The organism is Paraburkholderia sp. MM5482-R2 (assembly GCF_050436125.1).
Lineage (GTDB): Bacteria > Pseudomonadota > Gammaproteobacteria > Burkholderiales > Burkholderiaceae > Paraburkholderia > Paraburkholderia tuberum.
In genome coordinates this window covers 2,369,875-2,395,335 of the sequence record NZ_JBNDLP010000003.1, presented here as the reverse complement: position 1 = coordinate 2,395,335, position 25,461 = coordinate 2,369,875, and the positions used below count along the sequence as shown (strand labels likewise).

Below are 25,461 nucleotides of genomic sequence, written 5' to 3'. Positions count from 1 at the left end.
TCTGGTGAAAGGACGTCCGGAGGATGGGTTATCAACGTGACGATCCAGTGCCAGCGCATGCTGAGGCGGTTTGTCAAATAAGCCTCGCATGCGGCGCCCACGTTTACGCGTGGGTTGATGACTGTTCGGGGCCCGGCGTCATGTTCGTCAAGCAGGGAAGTGAGGGTGCGCAGCGTCAAAAACATCGCATCGAGATGCCGGGTGCTATCTGTCTCGCGTCGGGCCGCTTTCAAGCGGCATCAAAGCCTGCACGGAATCTGTCGCGCCAGCCTCGGATCGTCTCGTACGTCACGACCACGCTGCGCTCGAAGAGCAACTCCTCGATGACGTGCAAGCTCAACTGAAAGAGAAAAATACCAACGCACGGCGTGCTGATGACGCCAGCGGACAAACGGTGACCGTGAAGCGGCGATTTTGATTTCTTCATCTGACCCTCTTCGCGACGACCTCAGCTACCTGACAACGTCGACAATGGCCCGGCTCTCGGTTCCAGGTGGCCAGCCCTCGGAAATCCGACACATACGAGGGAAAGCCATAAATTCTCCAGTCGGTCGAATTTGCCCCACTTTTTTTGCTTTCCAGTTTTCCAGAGGGTATTCTCTCGGATAAGTCAGATTCGGGTACATTGAGCTTGCCGTCGCGGCCCGGTTCATCCCATTTCCGCGGAGCTTTGCATGAGCAAAATGAAAATCCGTGTCGTGCTGGCCGACGATCATCCGGCACTCCTTTCCGGTATCAAGCACGAACTTTCCGCTGTACCTACGCTGGAAATTACAGGCACGGCAGGAGACTCCGGCGAGCTCATCAAGGTGCTGAACAGCGCCCCTTGCGATGTCCTCATTACCGATTACGCGATGCCCGGTGGAGAGTACGGGGACGGCTTGACGTTGCTGGCATTCTTGCGACGAACCTACCCGGCGCTCAAGATCGTAGTCTTCACGACTATCGAAAACCCTGCCATTACGCGTGAAATGTCAAAGCGTGGCGTGCATTCGGTGTTAAGTAAATCTCATGACACGAGCCATTTGATCTCCGCGATTCACGCTGTCTATGCGGGCGCCACTTACTTTCTTTCTACCTCGCGAAGCCTGAAAGACGCTATTCCGGATTCCTCTCCTGGTCGGAACGAGCGCACCCAAACGCTGAGCACGCGCGAAACGGAAGTCATCCGGCTGTTCGTGTCAGGTATGTCTGTGAATGAAATCGCCGACCGACTACATCGCACTAAGCAGACAATCAGTGCCCAAAAGACCCGCGCGATGCGAAAGCTCGGGATTGAACGGGACGCCGACCTGTTTCACTTTGCATACGAAGCTGGGCTCGGTGTGGCGACCGATGGGTCGCAGCCGGAGATCTGACCGGCTCAGTCTTCGTATCACACGCGTCCAAACTCATCGCTTTTGCGCTTTTAGTGTTTTTTGTTGCGATGCTACCCTCGGTCGCGTGTGCACTTAAAGGCCCTCGTCGCCGCTCTCATTTCGTCGTCAGGGTTTGCCGTCGCGTGGCTGCGTCGGATCGGACGCATCATGGTCACCATCTTCCGGTACGAGGGTAGGCGCCGTGTCAATCGAACACTTGATCAGCTCGATGTCGTTTCCCACGCCTAGCTTGCGCATTGCGCTGGCTTTCTGCGAACTGATGGTTTGTTTACTGCGCTTGAGTTGCGCTGCGATTTCGTTGACCGACCGTCCCGACACGAAGAGTCGGACCACTTCGGATTCGCGTGCAGTAAGCGCTCGACTGCCGGAGGCAGGCGTATCCACGTTGAGTTGCCAGACAATCTTTGAAATGGTTGGAGAGAAATAACGTGCGTCCGCATATGCGCCGTGAATCGCGGCGACCAGATGTTCCATCGGGTCGGCCTTGCTCAGAATGCACTGAATGCCGAGCTTGAGCAGCGAGCGGATGATACCTGGGTTGTCGATCATCGTCAGCACGACAATGCGCATGGCCGGGTATCGGCGCCGCAAAAATGAAAACAGCGTAATGCCGTCACCGTAATTGCCGCCCGGCATGGAGTAATCGCACACCAGTACATCACATGGCTGCGTGCCGAGTTCCGCGATCAGCTCGGTCGAGTTTGTGCAGGTGCCCACTGTCTTGATGGTACGGTGTTCTTCAAGCATGTAAATCAGTCCGGCAACGATCGCAGGGTGATCGTCAGCAAACATGACCCGGATGGCGGCATTCTCCATTTGGGGCGTCCTTTATCTCCGGGCACAATGCCTTGCATTACAACGCGCCCGCATAAGCAATTCGACTATGAGAAAGCGGGACCGTTTTCCTGGGGCTGGTCAGCCTGTCTGTCAGGTTTCTAACCTTAAATCGGTGCCATTTCATGTTTCACCGCACTGAGACAAATTTAAATCGACAAACGTCGGACTTTAACTTCATGTTACTAGTAACGATACAAGATTAACAGGCGAATAGTGGGTTGGCCACCGTTGATCCTGGCGGCCCTATCTGGTCAGACAATCGCGCACGGAAATCAGTGCTTGTGAAAGACTGTGAACTAAAAATTCGTACCAGTCTCACTATGTTGTCGCGGCTGTCTGATTTCGCGGGGTCACCGATATCCGGACAATTGGAGCCAGTACGAAATCTCGTGTTTCGTTCATCAGGTCACCCGAATTAGCCGAATCGATCCTTTAAACGACGAGCATTGCTTCATTGTTTTCTGAGTCTGGATTGCGGTTCAGGTGTCGCACCACATACTTCAATCTAACCGGTTACGATCATGACTCGAAACGATTTTCCTGACGTACAGGCTGCCGCGCCCCTCACCAACGAGGACGGCCTCCTCGGTTCCGTGATGTGGATCTGCGAGCGCTACGGTTGCGGCAGGACGGCGCAGGCGCTCACCGCGGGGCTGCCGAAGAGCGGCATGCTTTCGCCGTCACTGGCGCTCGACTCCCTGTCAAACGCGGGCCTCACGGCGGGCTTGGTGGAGCGTCGTCTGCAACTGCTGCCGGAGCACGTGCTGCCGGTCATCTTGCTGCATCGCCGCACGGGTGGCTGCGTGCTGCTGGGTCGGCGTGCGAATCCGGACAAGGAAGCCAAAAGCCGCGTTCTATATCAGGTGATGGTGCCGGAAATTGGTCCCGAGCCCGTGGAGTACACCCAAGAGGAAATGGACGAAATCTATTCGGGCTACGCCATTCTGGTCAAGCCGACGGCCAAAGTCGAGCTGCGCGAAGGGGATAGCGTCGAACCGGCCGGCCACTGGTTGCTGGGCACGCTATGGCGTTATCGACGCTACTACGCGAGTGCTGCGCTCGGTGCATTGCTGATCAATGTGCTCGGCCTTGCCAGCGTCTTTTTCACGATGAACGTGTATGACCGCGTGGTCCCGAACCAGGCCTACGTCACTCTCTGGTCGCTCGCGATCGGGGTTGGAATTGCGATGCTGTTCGAAGCGATCTCGCGCCATGTACGTAGCCATTTACTCGACGTCGCCGGCAAGAAAGCCGACCTGGTCATGGGCACGCTTTTGTTCCGCCAGGCGCTCTCCATCCGCATGGAGCACAAACCGTCGTCGGCAGGGTCATTCGCCAACCAGTTGCGCGAGTTCGAGTCGGTGCGCGACTTCGCAACCTCTGCCACGCTCTCTGCAATTTCCGATCTGCCATTCGTGCTCGTCTTTGTAGGCGTGGTATTCGCGGTCGGCGGTTCGCTCGGCTGGGTGCCGTTGCTGATGATCCCGTTGATCATCGGTGTGAGTCTGTTGGTGCAATGGCCGCTCGCGCGGATCATAAAAGAGAACCTCAAGGAGGCGTCGCTCAAGCAGGGCGTGCTGATCGAATCGGTTGAAGGTCTGGAAACACTCAAGGCGGTGGGTGGCGAAGGGCATATGCAAAAGCGCTGGGAGTCTTTCAGCGCGATGGCGGCATCTTCTTCGATGAAGTCGCGTCAGATTTCCAGCAAGGCGACGAGCTTCATTACCTTGTTGCAGCAGTTGCAGACCGTGGTGCTGGTCGTGTTCGGCGTCTACCTGATCGACGCAGGCGAGCTCACGCAAGGCGCGTTGATCGGTACGGTGATGCTGGCTGGCCGGATTACTGCGCCGTTGAGCCAGGTGATGGGACTCGCCTTGCGCTTCCAGCAGGCAAAAGCCGCGCTACATTCGTTGAATAGCTTGATGGCGATGCCTGTCGATCGCGATTCATCGCGCACGTATCTGCCGAAGCCTTCGCTCTCGGGGCAAATCACCCTGAAGGACGTCTGCTTCTCGTATCCCACACAGGAGATGCAACCGAATCCACCGGTTCTGAAGGACGTCAATTTGAGCATCCAGTCCGGCGAGCGGGTTGCTATCCTGGGCCGCATTGGAAGCGGTAAATCGACCCTTCTGCGTGTGATGGCGCGTCTTTACGCGCCGGTCGGAGGCCAGATGTTCACGGACGGTCTGGACGTTGAGCAGATTGACCTTGCCGACTGGCGCAAAGCTGTGGGGTACGTGGGCCAGGATGCGCGTCTTTTTCACGGCAGTCTGCGCGAGAACGTGATGATCGGACGGCCTGAAGCGAGCGCCGACGAGTTTCTACGCGTGATACGTTTGACAGGGCTTGATCATGTCGCTAGCCGCCACCCACGGGGTATCAACCTCCCAATCGGAGAAGGTGGTGCGGGCATCTCCGGTGGCCAGCGTCAGCTGGTGTCGCTGGCCCGCAGCCTCCTTGCCCGGCCGGAGCTCCTGTTGCTCGATGAGCCGACGAGCGCAATGGACGCCCAAACCGAGGCGCTCTTCCTTGAACATCTCGCGCGTGCAACTGCGGGGCAGGCGATCGTTGTGGTGACCCATCGCCCATCCTTGCTGGCCCTGGTTGACCGGATTGTCGTAGTCGAAGAAGGCAAGGTCGTGGCCGATGGTCCGAAGGACAAGATCCTCGCGATGCTGTCAGGCAAGAGCGAACCGGCAGCGGTGGATGGAACGCCGAAGCGCGCGCGACCGGGCACCTCGCCCGGCGTCGCGGCCGCAACAAATACGCCCGTGGCGCCTCAGGCCGTTGCCGCGAAGATCAGGATCATGAGCGCCAAAGAGACGGTACCGGCAGCCGCTGCGCAAGCGGGCAATACGCAGGCAGGCGCACCGAACAAGGAGCAATCGCAATGAACTTCAATATTTTCAAACGAGGCAAGAAAAAGGCTAAGCTCGCCAAAGGCGACGCTGCTTTCATGAGCGACATCCGGGAATCGCTGCTGACGCAGTCGACGCCGGGCTCAATGATCATGCTTTACGTCATTCTCACGGTCCTGGCCGGCGGTCTGACCTGGGCGTACTTTGCGCGCGTGGAGGAGATAACGCACGGCGAGGGGACCATCATTTCGAAGAGCCGCGAACAGGTCATCCAGAGTCTTGAGGGCGGCATTCTCGAACAACTGGACGTACGTGAAGGCGACATTGTCAAGAAGGGACAAGTGCTGGCAAAGATCGATCCGACGCGAGCCGAGACGAGCTATCGCGAAGCGTGGTCCAAGTCAGTAGGACTGAAGGCGACGATTGCGCGTTTGCGTGCCGAGGCGTACGAGCAGCCGCTGACGTTTCCTGACGACGTGAAAGCCGTGCCTACGGTTGTGAAGCAGGAGACGCTTGCTTACAACGCGCGACGTCGTGCACTGAACGATAGCGTGGCCGCGTTGGAAAAGAGCTACTCGCTGTCGAACAAGGAAATTGGCCTGGCCGAGCCGCTGGCGGCCAAAGGTCTTGTTTCTGAAGTCGAACTGCTCCGCATGCGCCGGCAGGCAAACGACCTGCGCTCACAGATCGTCGAGCGTCGCAACAGATTTCAGGCCGACGCAAACTCGGAACTCACGAAGCTGGAACTCGAACTGGCGCAAACCAGCGAAACCGTAGTGGGTCGTGCGGATGTTCTACAGCGTACGACTGTGATTGCACCGGTGTACGGCACGGTGAAGAATATTCGCTTCAATACGATTGGCGGGGTCATCCAGCCGGGCGAGCACATCATGGAAATTGTCCCGCTGGAAGATCAATTGCTCGTCGAGGCACGCATCAAGCCTTCGGACGTTGCATTCCTGCATCCTAATCAACCGTCCACCGTGAAGATTACGGCTTACGACTACGGAATTTATGGAGGCTTGAAAGGCACGGTTCAGCACATCAGCCCCGACACGCTCAAGGACGACCAGAAGGCCGCATCGGGCCGGCCCGATGCGACGTATTACCGCGTGCTTGTGCTGACAGACTCCAGTGAGTTGCATGCAGGCGGAAAAAGCTTACCGATTCTGCCCGGGATGGTCGCGACGGTCGACATCCGTACCGGTGAGAAAACCATTCTTGACTACATTCTGAAGCCGATTTTCAAGGCTCGTGAAGCGTTCCGGGAGCGGTGATTATCTCGTTGGATCTGGTGACTTCCGGTAATGCCATGCACGGGTGAGGATGGAGGGAACCGGAAGATTCCCGGTTGGAAGCCCGCGTCTTTCCGGGTCTGCATGCCGTGGTCGGAAGAAGCTCGCTGCGCTGGAGCGCGCCTGACCCGGCACGACACGCTGCGGCGCCTGGAATGATTCGCGCGTCGTTGTTGATCGTGGCGCTACGGGACGCATGATTGCGGCCGGTTGAACCAGCAAGAGGCGAATCCAATGACTACGACTACGCAGATCAACGTATTGCCGATGCTCAAGACCGGATCAATGACATAGCGAAGGGTGCAACCATGGTCATAACTGCGACGGCGCTATGACGATTCCCCAATCTTACTGTGTCAGATAATTAGTTGAGCGCTTTATTGCCATACAGGAAGAGAGCCATCGTTGCATGAGCCTTAGCCCAAGCAGGATGCGCAACGTAGTAGTGGAATCAGGAACGTGGCGTTGAGCGCGCTGGACTGCCCCGGGGGATGTAATCCGGGGGAAGGGCAGACAGCGCGCGTTCAAGGAAGTTTTTTTATCGCGTCCATCTGATTGCATTCGGAGTCGCTGAGCCATCAGAAACCCATACGCAGCGATACTCAGTGTGGCGTGGTGGTGAAAGCCACGCCAGCCTCGCCCTTCATAATGACCGGGCCCGAACTCCTGTTTCAGGTCCTGATAGTCGCGCTCGATGCGCCAGCGCATTCTGGTCACGAACACAAGCTTCTCAAGTCTCGCTTCGTCAGGGGCGGTAGTAAGAAAGTATTTGAGCGGCTCCGTATCGCCATCAGGCCATTCAATAAGCAGCCACTCTTCGTCGCGAACGGTGCTTCGCCAATAGTCGCGATGTGCGGGACGAACCCGTACGGCGGCAAAGCGCGAGGAAAGTGCTGCGTTGCTGCCTTCGCGCCAGGTTACGGATTGCCTGGCGCTTACGGGTAATTGCATGGCCAGTTCCTTCACGGCGATCGGCTCGTGGCCGGGCGCACGGCGCAACAATGTCGGTGGCTTGCCGCGCCCGCTCCAGGGCTTGGGCGGAAGCGGCGCCGTACCTGGTGCCCTTCCTTGGGGACATACAGCTGCCAGGCAATCGGCAGGCTGCCGCGTTGCGTCGCGATCGACAGGCTCACTGCAACCTGGCAGTTGTCCTGCTTTTCGAGTTGCCCACAGTACTGACGTGCCACCCCGACCGAATGACGTCCCTTCTTTGGAAAGCCGGTGTCGTCAATGATCCAGTAGTAGCCGTTTTCTTCAGCAGCGTGTTAAAGGAAGAGACGTCTGTCGGCGTAATTGCGGGCGACTAAGGGGGTTTGGGACTGTCATTTGCTGAATGCGAGAAGTGTCCGCTCGCCAACATCTGCCTGCGAACGGCAGCGAAGTGACCTGCAGCCTTCGCCGTCAAACGGGCGAGCGTCAGCTTTGGCCGACGTGGCGACCGGATCAGTCGGCGCGCGACCCGCAACGGTGGATCGGATTTGGTCCTTCGGTCGGCTGGGGGGTATGCCGGGAGAGGCGCAATTCGAGCATTCGGAGCGGGTTGCCGCATTGACATATCCACCTCCCGATAACGCCTTTAGCTGGGTTGTGCCCGTAAATCGGAGGCTCTACATCTTTCGTTTTGCTTGCATTTTTCGTTCTTTATTGAGTCGCGTCGGCAACGGTTTTTCATCTTTATTGTTTTCTTTTTTCTTTTTTTGTGGGCAAACACGAGCGTGACCAGCAGGTTCAGGTCGAGTCTTCTGAGATTAACCACGGCAATACCTGACATATTGGGAATTCATTTCCAATATACCTCGGCGATGCCTATCGTGACTGTTTTCAGCCACGAAGGTCCCATCACGAACGTTCTCATCATCTATGCGCATCCCGAACCGAAATCGTTGAACGGTTCGCTGAAGGACTTCACTGTCCGCCATCTCGAACGCGCCGGCCATACGGTGCAGGTGTCCGATCTGTACGCGATGAACTGGAAAGCGTCGCTAGACGCACACGACACCAGCGAGCGTCACAGCGGCGAGCGCTTCTTCGCATCGCTCGAATCGAAGCATGCGTTCGAGAACGGCCTGCAGAGCGAGGATATCGCGCGTGAGCAGGACAAGCTGAAGTGGGCCGATGCGGTGATCCTGCAGTTTCCGCTGTGGTGGTTCTCGATGCCGGCGATCATGAAGGGCTGGGTGGAGCGTGTCTATGCGTACGGTCTCGCGTATGGCGTCGGCGAGCATTCCGATGCGCGCTGGGGCGAGCGTTATGGCGAGGGCCGTTTCGCGGGCAAGCGCGCGATGCTGATCGTCACGACGGGCGGCTGGGAGTCGCACTACAGCGCACGCGGCATCAACGGTCCGATCGACGACGTGCTGTTCCCGATCCAGCACGGTGCGCTGTTTTACCCCGGCTTCGAGGTATTGCCGCCGTTCGTCGTCTATCGCACGAGCCGCGTCGATGAGGCGAAGTATGCCGAGGTCAGCGAGGCGCTCGGGCGACGGCTCGACACGCTGTGGACGGCCGCGCCGATCGCGTTCCTGCCGCAGAACGGCGGCGCGTATGAGATTCCGGCGCTCACATTGCGGGACGATCTGGCGCCGGGGCGGGTGGGGTTTGCCGCGCACGTTGAAGATGCGGGCGCAGAGACGCCAACTGAAGCCGATGAAGCGACCGAAGCCTGACTGGATCGTATGTTTCCCTGAAATTTGGTTGTAAGTCGCCATTGCTACAGTCGTTCGCGGACATAGGCCGAGGCATGCCGGGGCGCTCTTCTTCGGACGCCTGACGAACGTAAGCAGCCGGAAGCAAGCGCAAGGGGCGACTCACCATGAATCCAGTCCATACGTTCTGGCTCATTCTGATGCTGATCGCATCGCCGGCGTGGGCGTTCCAGTCGCGCGTCGTCACGATTCCGAGCGCGGCGATGCATCGTACGTTCGACGCAACCATCGTACTGCCCGATCGATACGCGCGTGGCAACCAGGCCGCGCGCTTTCCGGTCGTCTACGTGCTACATGGCTCGGGCGGCGATTACACGGACTGGACCGCGAATTCGCATATCGGCAAGCTCGCCGACCGCTATCACGTGATCCTCGTGATGCCCGACGGCGGCCGCGACAGCTGGTACATCGATAGCCCCGTCGATCCGCGCAGCCGCTACGAAACCTACGTGGGTACGGAAGTGGTGGCCTATATCGACAGCCATTTCCGCACGATCGCGACGAAGCAGGCGCGCGCTATCACGGGCTTGAGCATGGGCGGCTTCGGCGCGCTACGCATTGCGCTCGACCGGCCCGACGCGTTCGGCGCGGCGGGCAGCATCAGCGGTGCGGTGGACCCGCGCGGGAGCGAGGACGAGCCCGGCATCGAGCGGGTGTTCGGCGACCCGATGCAATATGCGGACTTCTGGAACAGCAAGGCGATCGTCGCGAGTGCGGAGGATTTCGGCCGCGACCATATCGCGCTGACGATCGATTGCGGCGTGAACGACTCGCTCGTGCAGTCGAACCGGCTGCTGCACGAGCGGCTCGTCGAACTCGGCGTGCCGCACGATTACGCCGAGCGGCCCGGCGGCCATACGTGGAAGTACTGGTCGAACGCGGTCAAATATCAGGTGCTGTTCTTTGCCGGCACGTTCAGGCAGGCGGTGCGCGAAATGCGTGACGCGCGGGCCGCGGCCGCGGCCTGACGGCAGACGGCTATCCGCGTCAATCGATTCCGTGAAACACCGCGTCGTCCGGTCCTAGGTAGACCGGCGGGCGCCACGCGGCATCGCGCATCGAATGCTGGACCTGTTTGTCGACACCGAGCAGCACCGCGAAAATCGCCATCCGCACCGGAATGCCGTTGTCGGTCTGCCGGAAAATCGCAAGCCGCGAATCGTGATTGAGGTCGGTGCTCAAATCGTTCGCGCCGGGCCGGCTGTCGCGCGGCAGCGGGTGCATGATCAGCGTGTCGGCGCCGCACACGCTATCGACGAGCGCCTGGTTGATCTGGAAGTCGGGCGTGTAGCCTTCGAACGATTCGTCGGTGAAGCGCTCCTTCTGGATGCGCGTCGCGTATACGACGTCGGCGCCGCGCAAGCCAGTGCGCAGGTCATGCGTCTGTTCGATCACGTGAGCGTTGCGCGAAATCTGCTCGATGATATAGCCCGGCAATTCGAGCATCGGCGGCGAAATCAGCGTGAACTTGATGCCGCGATAGAGCGCCAGCAGCTTCACGAGCGAATGCACGGTACGTCCGTACTTGAGGTCGCCGACCAGCGCGATGTGCGCGCCGTCGACGATCTTGCCGAGCCGCGAAAACTCGCGCTGGATCGTGTAGAGATCGAGCAGCGCCTGGCTCGGATGCTCGCCGGGACCGTCGCCGCCGTTGATCACCGGCACGTTGGTCGCGCGCGCGAATTCGGCCACCGAGCCTTGCTCCGGGTGGCGGATCACCAGCGCGTCGACATAGCCGCTCATCACCCGGCTCGTGTCGTAGATCGATTCTCCCTTCGCCATCGACGAAAACGTGAAGCCGGTCGTGTCGCACACCGAGCCACCGAGCCGGCAGAACGCCGCGCCGAAGCTCACACGGGTACGCGTGCTCGCCTCGAAGAACAGATTGCCGAGCACCGCGCCTTCGAGCACGCGCGAGATTTTGCGGCGCCGGGCGATCGGCTGCATGATGTCGGCGACGCGAAAGAGCGCCTCGACCGAGTCGCGCGAAAACTGATCGACCGACAGCAGCTGCGGCTTGCCCTCGAACAGAATCTGGCTTGCTAGCGATTGCGAGTCTACGCTTTGCGTATATCCTTCGCCCGGCTCCGTGTTCGCGACGATCTCCGACACAAAACGCTCGACGATTTCCGGCATCGCCCGCGATTCCTGCGAGTCGTCCGGCAGCAGCCACGTATCCAGCGCCCGGCGCGACACGCCGATGCGGTTAGCGAACGTATCGCGCGTCATGTTCAGGCGACGCATCGCATCGCGTAGGAAGGCTTGTTGCGGAACGCTCATGAGGGCACCTGTCGCAAAAGTGGGGTCGGCGGGAGTAAGGCAGCAAAACGCGTTGATGTACGCGGTGCGTATATTAGTTTCCGGCGCGTAGAAGTCAAGCGTTTTCCTTCGCGAGCTGGTTCGCGAGGCGCCGAAGACCCTGCGACGCGGGTTTCGCGGTTACACTGCGGTCCATGCACTCCGGACCCACGTTCCCGCTCCGTTCTTCGACCTTCGCCCGCGTCGCTCTGGCGAGCGCGGCGGTCGTACGCGCGATCGGTGTTTCGCGCAACGTCGGCGCCAAAGCCAAAAAACAGCCGCTCATCTGACCGGAGCACGCTGTTCCGTCGTCAGATGTGCGACGGAACGACCGGTCGACCGCCCGCCTGCGGCTGTCTCCTCTGTTCTCCCTCGCACCGCTGACCCGGAATCGATACGGTCGTCATCGAGGTAGAAAACATGTCTGATTTCTCGGGTATCTGGATTCCGCTGATCACGCCGTTCGCCAACGGCGCCGTCGATCACGCCGCGTTGCGTGCGCTGGTGCGTCGCTATGCGGAGGCCGGCGTGGCCGGGCTCGTCGCGCTCGGCACGACCGGCGAGCCCGCCACGCTCGACGCCGCCGAACAGGACGCCGTGCTCGCGACGATTCTCGACGCGGTGCAAGCCGTCAGCGCGTCGCCGCAGCGGCGCGCGTTGCCGGTGCTGGTTGGCGTCTCGGGCAATCACACGGCGAGCATGCGCGCGCGGATCGAGCAGTTGAATCCGTTGCCGATTGCCGGCGTGCTGATCGCCGCGCCGTACTACACACGGCCCTCGCAGGACGGCATCGTCGCGCATTTCAGCGCGCTCGCGGACGCGAGCGTGCATCCCGTCGTGCTCTACGATATTCCGCAACGCACCGGCGTGCGGCTCGACCTCGACACGCTGCTGACGCTCGCCGTGCATCCGCGAATTCAGGCGATCAAGGATTGCGCCGGTTCGCTCGACACGACGCTCGCGCTGATTCGCGACGGCCGTCTGCAAGTGCTCGCGGGCAACGACCTGGAGCTCTTCTCGACGGTGTGCGCGGGTGGAAGTGGGGCGATCGCGGCGTCGGCGCATTGGCGGCCCGAGCGTTTCATCGCGCTTTATCGCGCGTTGACGCAGGGGAAGCTCGACGAAGGACGACGCATTTTTCACGCGCTCGTGCCGCAGATCCAACTCGCGTTCGCGGAACCGAATCCCGCGCCGGTGAAGGCGCTGCTCGCGGCGAGGGGATGGGTGCGCAACGAATTGCGTTTGCCGATGACGCGTGCGAGCGAGGCGTTGACCGAACGGCTCGCGGCGTTGGGGGAGACGCTGCTCAGATAGAGACGCCGCTTGCGGCCATCGTTCTGCCGCGGAGCATTGCGCCGAAGTCGTCGGCGTTGATCGGCTTGCCGAGCAGGTAGCCCTGCACTTCGTCGCACATCATCGAGCACAGCTTGTCGAGTTGCGATTGGGTTTCGACGCCCTCGGCGACCACGTCCATTTCGAGCGAGTGCGCGAGCGCGATGATCGCCGACACGATTGCGCTGCCCGCGGCGCCGTTCGCGTCGAGACCGTTGATGAAGAAGCGATCGATCTTCAACTGCTTCACCTGGAAGCGCTGCAGATACGCCAGGCTCGAATAGCCGGTGCCGAAGTCGTCGATCGAGATGTCGAAGCCGCTCGCCTGAAACGCGCGGATTACTTCGACGGTGCGCGCGGCATCCTGCATCGCTACGGTCTCGGTGATCTCGAACATGATCTGCTCGCACGCGACGCCCTCGCTCCTGACGATGTCGAGGATCGTCTCGACGAGGTCCGGTTGCAACAGCTGACGCGGCGACAGGTTGATCGCCACCTTCATCGCCGGCAGGCCCTGTTCGATCCAGCCGCGAATGCGCCGGCAGGTTTCACGCACGACCCAGTAGCCGATCTGCACGATCTGCCCGGAGCGCTCGGCGACCGGGATGAACTCGGCCGGCATCAGCGCGCCCATCTCCGGATCGTGCAGGCGGATCAGCGCCTCGGCGCCCGCGAGCGCGTCGCCGCCGCGCTCAAACTTCGGCTGGAACAGCAGCGAGAAACGATCATTCGCGAAGGCGTCGTGCAGCACTTGCTGGATCCGCAGCGTGCGCGTGGCGGCCTCGTTCATGCTGCGCTCGAAGAAGCGGTAGGTGCCGCGGCCGGCGCGCTTCGCTTCGTACATCGCGGCGTCCGCGTGCTGGAGCAGCGTCTCGACGCTGTCGCCATCGCGCGGATAGAGCGCAATGCCGATGCTCGGCATCACCTGCAGCGGTTGTTCGTCGCTCCACGTGCCCTGGCGCATCCGGTGAAGCACGCCGTCGGCGAGCGCGGCCGCGTCGTCGCCGCACGTAAGATGTTCCGTGAGCACGACGAACTCGTCGCCGCCGAGCCGCGCGACGGTGTCGCTCGAACGCACGCATTGCTGCAGGCGTTGCGCGAATGCGGACAGCACCGCGTCGCCAGCCGAGTGACCGAGCGAATCGTTGATCGTCTTGAAGCCGTCGAGATCCATGAACAGCACCGCGAACGACGTACGCTGGCGACGCGCGCCGCTGATCGCGCGTTCGATCCGCTCGGTCAGCGTCGCGCGGTTCGGCAGGCCCGTCAGCGCGTCGAGCGTCGCGAGCCGCACGATCTGGCCGTTCAGCCGCGACACCGCGCCGAGCAGGAAGGTGGTGCGCACGTCGAAGCGCGACAGCATCAGCGTGACGATCAGCACCGCGAACGTGAGCAGGATCACCGAGGTGGCGAGCCATCGCGCGTTCATGTCGTTGGCCGCGCCGCAGATCGCGCCCGGCGCGAAGTCGGCGGCGGCCATGCCGGTGTAGTGCATGCCGCTGATCGCGACGCCCATCACCAGCGCCGCGGCGAGACGTTTGCGCGCGATATGGCGCTCGTGTTCGTTGCTGAGCGCGCGCGCCATCCACAGCGCGGCGCTCGACGCACTGATCGCGATCGCGATCGAGGCCGCGAACCATGCCGGCTGGTAGTGGATCGCGGGCGCCATGCGCAGCGCCGCCATCCCGGTGTAATGCATGCCGGCGATAGCGATCCCCATCGCCACGCCGCCCATCAGCAGCCGGACCGGCGTCAGGCGCTGCTGGGTCGTCAGCGAGAGCGCCAGATACGAAGCGCCGATCGCGAGGGCCAGCGAGCAGGCGGTCGTCGCCGGGTCGTAGCCGAGCGGGATAGGCAGCGAGAACGCGAGCATCGCGACGAAGTGCATCGACCAGATGCCGACACCGAGCGCGAACGCGCCGCCGAGCCGCCATGCGTGCCGCCGGCGCGTCGAGCCGAGCAGGAAGATGCGGCCCGTCAGATCGAGCGCGGTGTACGACGCGAGGGTCGCGACCGCGAACGAAATCGCGACGAGCCAGAAATTATATGAACTCTGCATATTGGGTCCGCCGGGAAGAGTCCGGCTGGACATGTTATCGGCACCTTTCGAACTTTTGTTTAACTTATTTGCGATTTGCGAACAGGGGGCAAAGCCGACGCGCGGACGGCGGCGGATGCCGCGCTGGAACGCGTGTCGGATTGCGAGTCACGCTATGCATCGGAGCGTGGATCGGACGGCGGATCGGCGTCCTCGCGGCTCAGCGGGAAGCCTTCGTCCAGCCAGCCGGTGACGCCGCCCGCCATCAGCTTGACGGGCCGCCCCAACTGCGCGAGCCGCAGTGCGCCGCGCGCCGCGCCGTTGCAGTGCGGGCCCGCGCAGTAGGTGACGAACAGCGTGTCCGGCGCATAAGCCGCGAGCTTCGACGTGACGATCTTGCCGTGCGGCAGATTCAGCGCGCCCGGCACGTGGCCCTGCGCGAACAGCGCGGGACTGCGCGCGTCGAGCAGCACGAAGCCGGGCGCGCCGCTCGCGAGCGCGGCGTGGACGTCGGTGCAATCGGTTTCGAAGCGCAGCGACGCCTGGAAGTGCGCGAGCGCGGCGGCGCTGTCGGCGGCGGGGATCGCGGTGACGGCGTTCGGGACGGTGGTGAGGTTGTCGTGAGTCATGGCAGCAGGGGTGAGTTGATTAGGTGGTGCGGCGCGCGCGTTTCAGGCACGGTCGATTGTGATGAGCGGCGGGTCGCCCGGTAAGTGGCGTGATCGTCAATCTTCGGTAACATTGCGCCATGCACAATCATCTCGTCGTCGCGCTGGCCTACGACCGGCTTTGCACCTTCGAATTCGGCTGCGTGATCGAACTGTTCGCGCTCGAGCGTCCCGAGCTCGGCGTGCCGTGGTATCGCTTCGCGGTCTGCGCGAGCGAGCCCGGTCCGATCCGCGCGGCGGGCGGCATCACGCTGGCCGCGCCCTACACGCTGAAGCTGCTCGCGAGCGCCGACACGATCGTGATTCCGGGTTGGCGCGATGCCGACGAGGTGCCGCCGGCCGCGCTGCTGCGCAAGCTTCGCGCGGCTTACGAGCGCGGCGCGAGGCTCTGCTCGATCTGCTCGGGCGTGTTCGTGCTCGCGGCGGCCGGCGTGCTCGACGGCAAGACCGTGACGACCCACTGGCGCTACGCGGACAAGTTGCAGCAGCGCTATCCGCAACTGCGTGTGCAGCCCGACGCGCTGTATGTCGATGAAGGGCAGGTGATCACCTCGGCGGGATCGGCTGCCGGGCTCGACATGCTGCTGCATCTGGTGCGGCGCGATCATGGCGGCGCGGTCGCGAATCGCGTCGCGCAACGGCTCGTGGTGCCGCCGCATCGCGAGGGTGGCCAGGCGCAGTTCGTGCCGCGCCCGATGCCGCCCGATGAAAGCGGACGTATCGCGAAGCTGATGGACTGGGTGCGCAGCCATGCGGCCGAGCCGCATACGCTGCGCTCGCTCGCCGGGCGCGCGGCGATGAGCCCGCGCACGCTGCAACGGCAGTTCCGCGACGCGACCGGCATGGCGCCTTATGAATGGCTCGTCAGGGAGCGCGTCGCGCTTGCGCGTGAGTTGCTCGAAGCCGCGACGCCGCTGCCGATGGCGCGCGTCGCCGAGCTGGCGGGGTTCGGGTCGGAGGAGTCGTTGCGGCGGCATTTTCGCCGGATCGCGTTGACGAGTCCGGGGGCGTATCGGCGCAGGTTCGGTGGGCAGGGGTGAGTCCAGCAGATCGTAAGCACAATGGATGCGACACATTGATGACATTGGACATGTATTCGAACCACCATAGCGCGTTCGTCAGCAACAGGAGCGCGGTCGCGTTGAACGCCAACAACGATGCATAGAACTCGAAGTTCGAGCCTGTCGAGCGCGCCCACTGGCGATACCCGTAGGCAAGCAGCCCACCGATCGCCACTGCCGCGACAAGCAACGACAGCCACGTCACTGCATCCGGGTTGAACCCGCATTGAATTCGCGGCACCCTCCGAGGTCACAGCAGCAGGCATGGAGCTCACGTCGAGCTTGCCCATTCAACGGAACCCGCTATGTCCGATATCGCAAAGATCATCGCCAACTTCAACGCCGGGCGAGACCCCGAACGACTCGCGATGAAATACAAAGCCATGCGCGGCTCGCCGTTCGTGTTTCTGCGCGGCACCTGCCATCTGTTCTATGCGCGTCTGCCGCGCGCGAACGTACTCGACGACGCGCCGCACGTGTGGATCTGCGGCGACATGCACCTCGAAAATTTCGGCAGCTACAAGGGCGACAATCGCCTCGTCTACTTCGACAACAACGACTTCGACGAAGCCTGTCTCGCGCCGGTTCCGTACGAGCTGGTGCGTCTGTTGACGAGCGTGCTGGTCGGCGCGGCCAACCTGAAGCTGAGCCGCGCTGAAGCGCTCGCGCTGTGCCACACCGCGCTCGATGCCTACGGCGCCGCGCTCGCGTACGGCAAGTCGCGCTGGATCGAAGCGGAGACCGCGACCGGCATGGTGCGCGATCTGTTCGTCGCGCTCGTGAGCCGCACGCGCGCCGCGCATCTGGACCGGCGCACGGTGCTCAAGGGCAAAACGCGCATGCTGAAGGTCGACGGCAAGAAAGCGCTGCCCGTCAGCGATGAACGGCGTGCCGCGGTCGCGCAGTTCATGCAGCAGTTCGCGGTGACGGAGCCGAATCCCGAGTTCTACCGCACGCTCGATGTCGCGCACCGCATTGCGGGGACGGGCAGCCTCGGTGTCGATCGCTATGTGATTCTGGTCGAGGGCAAGGGCTCGCCCGATGGCAACTACCTGATCGATTTGAAAGAGGCGCTGCCGTCATCAGTGAGTGCGCACGTGACGGCGACGCAGCCGAAGTGGCGGACCGAGGCACAGCGTGTCGTCGAAGTGCAGCGGCGCAATCAGGCGGTCTCGCAGGCCTTTTTGCACGCGGTGGAATTCAACCAGCGCTCCTATGTGCTGCGGAGTTTGCAGCCATCGGAAGATCGCGTCGCGCTTGCCGACTGGGACGGCAAGCTGCCGCGGCTCGAGGCAGTGATCAACAGCATGGCCGAGTTGAGCGCGTGGGCGCATCTGCGCAGCGGAGGGCGGCAGAAGTCGGCGATCGCGGACGATCTGATCGCGTTTGGCAGTCGGCGCGATTGGCAACTGCCGTTGATCGATCTTGCGACGCAGTGTGAGGCGCAGGTCGCGGCAGACTGGAAGGCTTATTGCGAAGCTTATGATCGGGGAACCTTCGAGACTGGCGGTTTCTAGGGATGATCGGCGGGGGATTGAAGACGCGGTAAGTAGAGGGTGACAACGTGCAAGCTTCGTTCACGGCGCGATCCAATGGCCGTGCCACGCGTGCCCCTCTCGTCGACAGATCGAGATAGTCGATCTCCTGAACCGAATCCATCACCACACTGAAGTGTTCGTAGCCATCGAGTTCTCCGATAAGCCATTGCTGTGATAGGGCCCGGCCGGTCGAACTCCGAACGAGCGTTCCCAGCTTTCGACGGCGCACGGTCGGATTCCTGTCGACCACCGAAGGTGCATTGAAGATCGGCTCCGTCGCTTTTCAGATCGACTCATTTCGACGTGTTGGGCGGCAGAGTTCCGGTGGCAACATGGTGTGAATAGTGCGGCGATGCCCACGTTCGATGCATCCCGAGACTCGGCGCGAATCATTCATATATGCCCAGCATTTTCCACCCGAGCGGGCCAACAACCAGCCATGCAACGATGTAAAAGAGACTCATCCGAAAGATGAGCTTAAAAATGAGATGCCCGAGTTCATCGTGAATTTTTGTCAAAAAGTTTTAATCTCAAATTAATGTCGTTGACCGAGACCCACTTTAGATGGTTAATTCGGCGGGTGTTTTCTGGAAAATCAGAAGAGGTCAAATGGGACAGCAGAAACAGGATGAAACCGGCGGCAAGGAAGAGTGCCAGCTTTGCCGTATCACCTATTCAATCTACTCAAACTTCCCGCCAATGCCGTTCGCCATGGCGCTGAACGCCGAAACCGGCGAATGGTTTCCGTTCGATAGGCTGAAGTCGTATTCAAACGGTTACGACATGGCCGAAGCACTGGGTTACGCATGGGCGTGCGATTGTCGCGAGCGTGCCCCCAAACGGTTCAATGAGCAGTTCGAGTTAAGAGACTCCACTGGCAAGCGCCAGGCGGGGGTGCGTTACCGGATACGCGTCGGTTCGAGGGTCCTTGCGAAAGGCGTCACAGATGCTCAGGGGCGCACCCAGCGTGTTTCAACAGGTAACGCAAAGCAGGTTTTTATCGATGTTGCCGGGTCATAGCGGCGGACAGCAGGTAAGTCTTTTATTATGAGAGAACAGATGACAAATGACTTTTTGAGCAAAAATAGCCAATACCTCAAGACCGACGAGAATGAAGAATGGATCGAGGTCGGCGCAGCCATCACCAATACAACTCCTGGTTCAATATCCAATGTCGTAATCAATACGTTGCCAATATGTGAAAATATGAGCAACGCCGAGTTTCGAAAGCTAATAATGCGTTTGCGAGACACAGCGTTGATTCTAATAAATGAGCGTATTGCTGATGTTGCGCGGTGGGATAAACCGACGCAAGACCGGGTGAAACGCTGGTTTGGCCGGAGCGATCAATTTATCCACAATCGATTGAGTTTCGGCCTGCCCAGGCTCGCAACCGCGATGCAGCAGCTAAAACCCGAGAAGATCATTCGGTGGGACGAACAGAAGGGCATGCAGATTTCGTGTGCAATAGCTCCCGATAGAGGGGGCAACGATGCGGCAGTATGCAAGCCGGATTCGGCACGTAGAATAATCGCAATCTATCCACATTTTTGTACCCTTCCTGATGTTGATGTTTCGACAAATTGCAAGTTGAAGGTCTTGATTCATGAATGTACGCACTATGTCGATACATTCGATTCAGACGATGTAGTTTATGGTTTTGGACCTGGTATTGGTTATTGGGCGCAAACTGATCCAGAGGGGGCATGCAGGAATGCAGACAATTTCGCATGCTATATTGCCCATTTTGATACCCTCAGTGAATTTTCCGAAAAGAAGATTTGGTAATATGATCAAAAAAATTATTTTATCCGTTTTTTTTTTGTATTCTCTTTTGCTGTATCGCAGCAATTGATGGCTTGTACGATATCAGAAGATTTGATCGAAAGCGTTCCACTGAACTACCAAGGAATTCCAAATGCCTACCGCCTAAAAATGGTGAGCATGGTATTGAATGCCCGGCAATGGCCGAATGTTGAGATTCAAGCCCAAATCGTCGCAAACGCTTACGTTGGGGAAGCCAATGCTAAAGAACTGGCAGAGTCGCGGGGTAAGCTGCTAAAAGAATTTTTGATTGAACTTGGTATAAAGCCGCCATATATATATGTTGACACTCATCTGGAGAAATTGCCTTATCCAAAAGATAGCACTGGGCGCAGTGGATATCTACAGCTTAGCGTGGGTCTCATGCCGTTATGCAAGGGTGGCTGCCAGCGACTGTGCGACGATCCGCGCATGACGCCGACAAGCAAGGCAATCAAGTAGGCCTCTGCTGCCACCTAAAGGCACTGCTTCGGCCGAGCCGCAATCTTGCTCATTCGCCCCTACTGCTGGGACTTGCTGTGAACGATGAGCAGTTCGACCATGATGACGATGACGTTAGGCCAACGGTTAGCGTCGGCAACCGTGTCAGCGATCGGTCTCCTCGGATGCGGGGCGGTGGTGATTCGGCCAGTACGGATGTAAGTGGACCGGCAGCATCTGCACAGGCAAAAGCGTTAGCCGCCACCTCGAGCCCCCTCGCGGACGCCGGATCGGCCACGTCCACGATCACAAAACTTCAGCGCTATCAGATCGACCCCACGAAGGTGTTCGTCGCGGGTATCTCGTCTCGTGGTTTCGCGGCAGTAGGCTCACGCATCAACCGTTGGCATGAGATCAGATGTCGCGCGTCCGCGGGATGACAACGGCCTGGCCGTGCAGTTTGCCGTCCGCGTCGCGAAGTTGCCACAGCGTGGCTTCCTCGATCATGAAGCGCTGGCCGGACTTAGTGACACGCACGCCCTTGTAGCCCGCCTCGTAGCCCAGCCGCTGGACGCGTGCCAGGAATTGCTGCCGCTCCTCGCGGTTCGGGGCCTCGGCCGAGAGTCGGGACGGCAGTCGGATGATTTCATCCCAGCTGTATCCAAAGCGGCGCTGTGCGGCCTTGTTGCCGTAAATAAAGAGCGGGTCGGGATCGGTGTTGTGCGCGAGTACCGCGAATGGGGCACTCTCGTAGAGCCATTCGGTTGCTTCGTCCACGGGCATGGCCTGCGGCACCAGCGGACGACCAAGCCGCTGGGCGTAGCTGTCGGCAAGGAGCTGATAGAAAGCTGAGTTGCGGTGGAGCGGAATCATCTGAGACGTCGGGACGGAGATCGTGGACCTATGCAAGGGCGTAGGCGCTCACGATACAGCATCTGCAAGCGAAGTTTCGCGGCCTTATGTCATCCAATTAGACTCGATCTGGAACTTTGCGCTCCATCTTGCTCCGGCGCGAATCTCTCATACGTGCCCCAGCACCTTCCACCAAAGCGGCCCAACGACCAGCCAGGCCACCATGTAAAACAGGCTCATCAAAAATCCCGCCTTCCACCATTCGCCCTGGGTCACGTAGCCCGCGCCGAACATGACGGGACCGGAGCCGATGCCATATTGCGTCAGGCAGCCATTCACATTGCTCAGAATCCCGAGCGAGACTGCGGCGACGAAGGGCGGGATACCGGCGGCGACCATCAGTGCCATGGAGAGCGGAAACAGCGCGCTGATATGCGCGGTGGCGCTGGCGAAAAAGTAGTGAATGTAAACGTAGATCGCCGCCACCATCATATAGACCGCCAGCATCGGAAAGCCCGCGAGATGCGCGCCGAATTCCTTGCCGAACCAGCTCACCATGCCATATTCGTTGAGCTTGGAGGCCAGCATGATGAGCAGGCCGATCCAGATCATCGTGTCCCAGGCGGACTTCTCGTTCAGCGCGTCCTGCCAGGTCAGCACGCCGCTGATGAACAGCAACGAAACGCCGATCGCCGCCGCGAGCGTCGCGCCGACGCCGAGATCGTCGCCGAACACCCACAGCACCAGCAAGCCGACGAAGATGCACGCCATGATGATTTCTTTGACCGAGATGGGCCCCATCGTCGTGAGCTCTCGTTGCGCGAGGTCGGTGGCATCGGGGGTGCGTCTGACCTGCGGCGGGGCGATCCACAGCATGGCGATCGGAATCACGGCGAGGCACAGCAGACCGGGGATCGACGCCGCCACCGCCCAGTCGAGCCAGCTGATCGACACGCCCTGGTCCGCGGCCAGCCTGACCGCCAGCGGATTGCCCGCCATTGCCGTGATGAACATGCCCGCCGTGATGATGTTCGCGTGGAAGGCGCAGAGAATCAGGTAGCGTCCCACCTTCACGCGTGATTCCGGATCGTCGGCGTGACTGCCCAGCACTTCGGAAATGGCTCGCGTGATCGGCAACATCACGCCGCCCGCGCGCGCGGTGATGCTCGGCATCGCGGGGGAGATCACGAGTTCGGTCAACACGAGCCCGTAGCCGAGCCCCGTCGTTCGCTTTCCCAGCAATCGCATGAACAGAAGCGCGATCCGGCGGCCAAGGCCGGTCTTGATCACGCCGCGTGAAATGAAAAACGCGAGCATCACGAGCCATACGAGGTCGGTGCCGGTGGATTTGGTGACGTCGGCAAACGACAGAACGCCGACGAGCACGCCAATGGTCGAGCCGATGATGGCAACCACCGACATCGGCAGCGGGGCGGTCATGATGCCGGCAATGGTCGCGACGAACACGGCGAACATATGCCACGCCTTCGGCTGGAGGCCGGCGGGCGCGGGCAGAAACCACAGCGCGACGCCGACCGCGATCGGTACCAGATATTTCCAGACGCCGGCCGGCAGTCCGACCGAGGGCTTCGGCGTGGCGGGAGGCGAGCTGGTGGGCCGTGAAACCTTGGCAGGTGTAGGAGCCATGATGGACCTCGTGCCGGCGTGGTTGGGTTTTTTCGGAGTGCGCGGGAAGGCGTCACCGCACGTGGAGCACGCTTTCCGTCGCGTCCTTGACAATGCGCGCGCTACCTAGCAAGGTCTCGCGCTCGATAGGGTCGAGTTCCGGATAGGCGATCAACCGCGCGCCCGCGCCATTGACGACCATTGGCAGCGACACGCACACGTCCGGTACGCCTTCCACTTCGGGCTGGACGATGCCAACCGTGAGAATCAGATCGGTGTCGTGCACGATGGCCTCGCAGATCCTTCCTATCGCGCTGGCGATGCCGTAATGGGTGGCGCCTTTGCCTTCCTTGATGAGCTTCGCCGCCTCGTGGACGGAGCGCAGGATCAGATCCCTGCTGGCGGGGCCCAGCTCCTTGCCGTTGCGCGTCAGGAAGGTTTCGAGGGGCATGCCGCAGACCGTTGCGGCGGACCACTGGATCACGGCCGATTCGCCGTGCTCGCCGAGCACATAGGCGTGAATCGCGGAGGCCACCACGCCGAGCCGTTCGGACAGCAGGGAGCGCAGCCGCCCGGTATCGAGCGAGGTTCCCGTGCTGATGACGCGCTCGCGCTCGCAACGCAATTGGTCGTAAACGGCGCCGGTCAGCACGTCGCATGGGTTGGTCGCGATCAGATAGATGGCGTCGGGCGCGAGCGGCGCGATCCGCCCGACGATTTCGGTCGCGATGTCCGCATTGGTTCTGGCAAGGTGCAGGCGAGTCTCGCCGGGTTTGACGCCGGCGCCGGCCGTGATCACGACGATGTCGGCGTCACGCGCGTCTTCGTAGTCCCCTGCGCGAAAACGGCTGTGCCCCCAGAATGCCGCGGCGTGGGCGAGATCGAGAACCTGTCCCTCAGCACGCACCCGCGCGACATCGATGATGACGACTTTCGCACTCGGAATGGCCAACGCCACGAACAGGGCTGCCGATCCCCCGACCAGCCCCGCGCCGACGATAACGATCTTGGCCTGCCGCATAGCGAACCTCGTCAAGTTCGGGCTTCAGCCCCCTCGAAGCATAGTCGCATGCGCGCGTTTGTCATCAATCGGACCTTGGTCCTACACGGCCGCGGCGCGTTTTTTCACGCGGTCCGCTCAACCCATTGACTCCGCCAATCCGGGGCCTCGAACGGATCAGCAAAATACTGCGTCTCGTGGACGACCTTGCCTTCGCGGAACTCCATCACGCTGACCGTGTAAGCGATGCGCCCCTGATAGTTGATCGTGTACTCGGTGATCCACAGATTGCCTTCGCCTTGAATGCGCCTGATCGCGAAACCCGATGGCTTGCCGGGATGATGGCCGCGCAGAGCCTGCAAATTGGTTCGTCCATGGATTCGCTCGCCTGATTGGGGATAGTCGCAGATCGCATCGTCGGCGTAGATAGCGTGTTCGGCGTCGAGATCGCCGTCCGCCGACGCTCGCCAGTGTGCGTTCAAGGCTTCACGTATCGCTTGTTCGTTCATGGAGTGCCTCCAGAGTCGGGTATTGCAGTCGACCAGCCGCGCGTGGCCGTCGCGTTGAAATTTCGCCGCCAGCGCATAGTCTGCGCCATAAAATCCCTGGCCCCACCCTTGCTGCAAGTACTCCCCCGGACGTGCAAAAAATGTCTGGCGCCTGCAGGGATTGCTCGCCGAGTAGTCCGGTCATTCGGACTGCCGGCTTGCACGCGCGGGCCGCGACATCCGCTTGCCGTCTCCTTTGTTGCGAACGCTCTGCAGAGAAGGCGAGCGCTCGGTGAGCATTGGCGACATCTGTTGCTCCGCCCGCCGCGCGCCCGCGAACTGCTGCCTGAACTCAACCGGTGTCATGTCCTTGGCGGCTTTGAATTGCCGGTTGAAATTCGCGACGTTCGCGAATCCGGAGCGCGTCGCAATGACGGAAATCGGCACTTGCGTATCGGTCAACATCCGGCATGCGTGGCCGATTCGTACGCGCGTCACGTAGCGCCCGACGCTCTCGCCAAGATGCTGCGTGAAATGCCGCGTCAACGAGCGCTCGGAAAGCCCCGACGCCTTGGCCAGCGCGGAAAGCCGAAGCGGATGCGCGAACTGTGTTTCGATCAACGCGAGCACGCGATTGATCTGATCGGATTCGTGGCCAGTCGGCGTTCCGGTTCGCGCGTCGAATGCGCTTGGGGACGCGAGCGGCGTGGCGGGGAGCGCCGACAGCAGATCCAGTACATCGAGCGCCGCCTGCAAGCGTTCGCGCGGTTTGTCGGACAGCAGGCGGTCGAGGTGTTCGCGCATGCGTGTGCCGGCACCGTCTTCGAACGCGAGGCCGCAGGCCGCTCTGCGCAACAGGTCGCAAAGTCCGTTGTATTCGGGGCAGACATCGGCGAGTCGCCGCACCCACGCGCCGTCGAACCATACGACGATCGCGACCTGCGGGTGCGCCGCGTCGATCGAACGGTTCGAGGCCCAAGTGTGCGGCAGATTCGGCGGCACCAGCACCAGATCGTCCGCGCCGTAGGTCGCGACGGAGTCTCCGATGTACCGCTTGCCCTGACTGTTCATCGTCAGCGTCAGCTCGTACTCGGGATGGTGGTGCCATTCGAAAGGGATGCGGGGCAGCCGGCGGTGGTAAACCCTGACCGAACAGTCCCGGCCAAAATCCACATGTTCAAAAGCGGCTTTCATGTCCGAAATCGTCAAATCTTTGACCGGATAGTATTACGCAGGCGG

General features: G+C 61.0%; 21 protein-coding genes and 1 pseudogene. 11 read left to right on the top strand and 11 right to left on the bottom strand.

What is annotated here, in order from left to right; all coding sequences use genetic code 11:
• Positions 1-229: 229 nt before the first annotated feature.
• Positions 230-427, bottom strand: coding sequence for a hypothetical protein (locus tag OKW37_RS32975; protein ID WP_184065399.1), 198 nt, complete (start codon positions 425-427; stop codon positions 230-232).
• 247 nt (positions 428-674) lie between these two features.
• Here OKW37_RS32975 and OKW37_RS32970 point away from each other — a divergent pair, with 247 nt between their 5' ends.
• Positions 675-1,358, top strand: a complete 684-nt coding sequence (locus OKW37_RS32970) for a response regulator transcription factor (protein ID WP_184065397.1) — start codon at positions 675-677, stop codon at positions 1,356-1,358.
• 126 nt (positions 1,359-1,484) lie between these two features.
• Here OKW37_RS32970 and OKW37_RS32965 read toward each other — a convergent pair whose 3' ends face one another.
• A complete protein-coding gene (locus OKW37_RS32965) occupies positions 1,485-2,195 on the bottom strand; it encodes a response regulator (RefSeq protein WP_429403429.1) in 711 nt (236 codons plus the stop codon).
• Positions 2,196-2,737: 542 nt separating this feature from the next.
• Between OKW37_RS32965 and OKW37_RS32960 the strand changes: the two genes are divergently transcribed.
• Together OKW37_RS32960 and OKW37_RS32955 are read left to right on the top strand one after the other, a co-directional pair.
• The gene (locus OKW37_RS32960) at positions 2,738-5,113 is read left to right on the top strand and encodes a type I secretion system permease/ATPase (RefSeq protein WP_429403428.1); all 2,376 of its coding nucleotides are present in this window, start codon (positions 2,738-2,740) and stop codon (positions 5,111-5,113) included.
• Positions 5,110-6,354, top strand: a complete 1,245-nt coding sequence (locus OKW37_RS32955) for an HlyD family type I secretion periplasmic adaptor subunit (protein WP_429403427.1) — start codon at positions 5,110-5,112, stop codon at positions 6,352-6,354. The genes OKW37_RS32960 and OKW37_RS32955 overlap by 4 nt, the downstream gene beginning before the upstream one ends.
• Before the next feature lie 469 nt (positions 6,355-6,823).
• Here OKW37_RS32955 and OKW37_RS32950 read toward each other — a convergent pair.
• Positions 6,824-7,622 (bottom strand): annotated as a pseudogene (locus OKW37_RS32950) (IS701 family transposase); the annotation flags it as partial.
• 561 nt (positions 7,623-8,183) lie between these two features.
• On the opposite strand from OKW37_RS32950, the gene OKW37_RS32945 reads away from it, so the two are divergent.
• On the top strand, positions 8,184-9,038 hold the full coding sequence (locus OKW37_RS32945) for an NAD(P)H-dependent oxidoreductase (RefSeq protein ID WP_429403426.1): 855 nt from the start codon (positions 8,184-8,186) through the stop codon (positions 9,036-9,038).
• A gap of 146 nt (positions 9,039-9,184) precedes the next feature.
• On the top strand, positions 9,185-10,045 hold the full coding sequence (locus OKW37_RS32940; protein ID WP_184065382.1) for an alpha/beta hydrolase: 861 nt from the start codon (positions 9,185-9,187) through the stop codon (positions 10,043-10,045).
• 19 nt (positions 10,046-10,064) lie between these two features.
• On the opposite strand, the gene OKW37_RS32935 is transcribed toward OKW37_RS32940, so the two are convergent.
• Positions 10,065-11,357, bottom strand: a complete 1,293-nt coding sequence (locus tag OKW37_RS32935; protein WP_184049474.1) for an aspartate carbamoyltransferase — start codon at positions 11,355-11,357, stop codon at positions 10,065-10,067.
• 438 nt (positions 11,358-11,795) lie between these two features.
• Between OKW37_RS32935 and dapA the strand changes: the two genes are divergently transcribed.
• Positions 11,796-12,689 (top strand): 4-hydroxy-tetrahydrodipicolinate synthase, encoded by an 894-nt coding sequence (gene dapA / locus OKW37_RS32930; protein WP_429403425.1) that lies wholly within the window; start codon positions 11,796-11,798, stop codon positions 12,687-12,689.
• Here dapA and OKW37_RS32925 read toward each other — a convergent pair.
• Both OKW37_RS32925 and OKW37_RS32920 read right to left on the bottom strand, forming a co-directional pair.
• Entirely contained in the window at positions 12,682-14,766 is a 2,085-nt protein-coding gene (locus tag OKW37_RS32925) for a putative bifunctional diguanylate cyclase/phosphodiesterase (RefSeq protein ID WP_429403424.1), read from the bottom strand. The two genes, dapA and OKW37_RS32925, sit on opposite strands and share 8 nt — an antisense overlap.
• Positions 14,767-14,918: 152 nt before the next feature.
• A complete protein-coding gene (locus OKW37_RS32920; protein WP_429403423.1) occupies positions 14,919-15,374 on the bottom strand; it encodes a rhodanese-like domain-containing protein in 456 nt (151 codons plus the stop codon).
• A gap of 119 nt (positions 15,375-15,493) precedes the next feature.
• Between OKW37_RS32920 and ftrA the strand changes: the two genes are divergently transcribed.
• The 5 genes from ftrA to OKW37_RS32895 all read left to right on the top strand — a co-directional run bounded on the left by ftrA (position 15,494) and on the right by OKW37_RS32895 (position 20,277).
• Positions 15,494-16,453 (top strand): transcriptional regulator FtrA, encoded by a 960-nt coding sequence (gene ftrA / locus OKW37_RS32915; protein ID WP_429403422.1) that lies wholly within the window; start codon positions 15,494-15,496, stop codon positions 16,451-16,453.
• Between the two features lie 326 nt (positions 16,454-16,779).
• On the top strand, positions 16,780-17,991 hold the full coding sequence (locus OKW37_RS32910; protein ID WP_429403421.1) for a DUF2252 domain-containing protein: 1,212 nt from the start codon (positions 16,780-16,782) through the stop codon (positions 17,989-17,991).
• Between the two features lie 630 nt (positions 17,992-18,621).
• On the top strand, positions 18,622-19,032 hold the full coding sequence (locus tag OKW37_RS32905) for a hypothetical protein (RefSeq protein WP_429403420.1): 411 nt from the start codon (positions 18,622-18,624) through the stop codon (positions 19,030-19,032).
• Between the two features lie 39 nt (positions 19,033-19,071).
• Complete coding sequence (locus OKW37_RS32900) at positions 19,072-19,800, top strand: M35 family metallo-endopeptidase (RefSeq protein WP_429403419.1); 729 nt, start codon at positions 19,072-19,074, stop codon at positions 19,798-19,800.
• A 66-nt stretch (positions 19,801-19,866) separates the two neighbouring features.
• The gene (locus OKW37_RS32895) at positions 19,867-20,277 is read left to right on the top strand and encodes a hypothetical protein (RefSeq protein WP_429510024.1); all 411 of its coding nucleotides are present in this window, start codon (positions 19,867-19,869) and stop codon (positions 20,275-20,277) included.
• Between the two features lie 393 nt (positions 20,278-20,670).
• Here the strand turns inward: OKW37_RS32895 and OKW37_RS32890 are convergent, their stop codons facing one another.
• From OKW37_RS32890 to OKW37_RS32870, 5 genes are all read right to left on the bottom strand, one after another.
• Positions 20,671-21,129, bottom strand: coding sequence for an MEKHLA domain-containing protein (locus OKW37_RS32890; RefSeq protein ID WP_429403417.1), 459 nt, complete (start codon positions 21,127-21,129; stop codon positions 20,671-20,673).
• Between the two features lie 147 nt (positions 21,130-21,276).
• Positions 21,277-22,755 (bottom strand): DASS family sodium-coupled anion symporter, encoded by a 1,479-nt coding sequence (locus OKW37_RS32885; protein ID WP_429365232.1) that lies wholly within the window; start codon positions 22,753-22,755, stop codon positions 21,277-21,279.
• 52 nt (positions 22,756-22,807) lie between these two features.
• Complete coding sequence (locus tag OKW37_RS32880) at positions 22,808-23,755, bottom strand: lactate/malate family dehydrogenase (protein ID WP_090806422.1); 948 nt, start codon at positions 23,753-23,755, stop codon at positions 22,808-22,810.
• Positions 23,756-23,859: 104 nt separating this feature from the next.
• A complete protein-coding gene (locus tag OKW37_RS32875; protein WP_090810122.1) occupies positions 23,860-24,243 on the bottom strand; it encodes a nuclear transport factor 2 family protein in 384 nt (127 codons plus the stop codon).
• Between the two features lie 180 nt (positions 24,244-24,423).
• Complete coding sequence (locus OKW37_RS32870) at positions 24,424-25,416, bottom strand: helix-turn-helix domain-containing protein (protein WP_429403416.1); 993 nt, start codon at positions 25,414-25,416, stop codon at positions 24,424-24,426.
• Between the last annotated feature and the right edge of the window lie 45 nt (positions 25,417-25,461).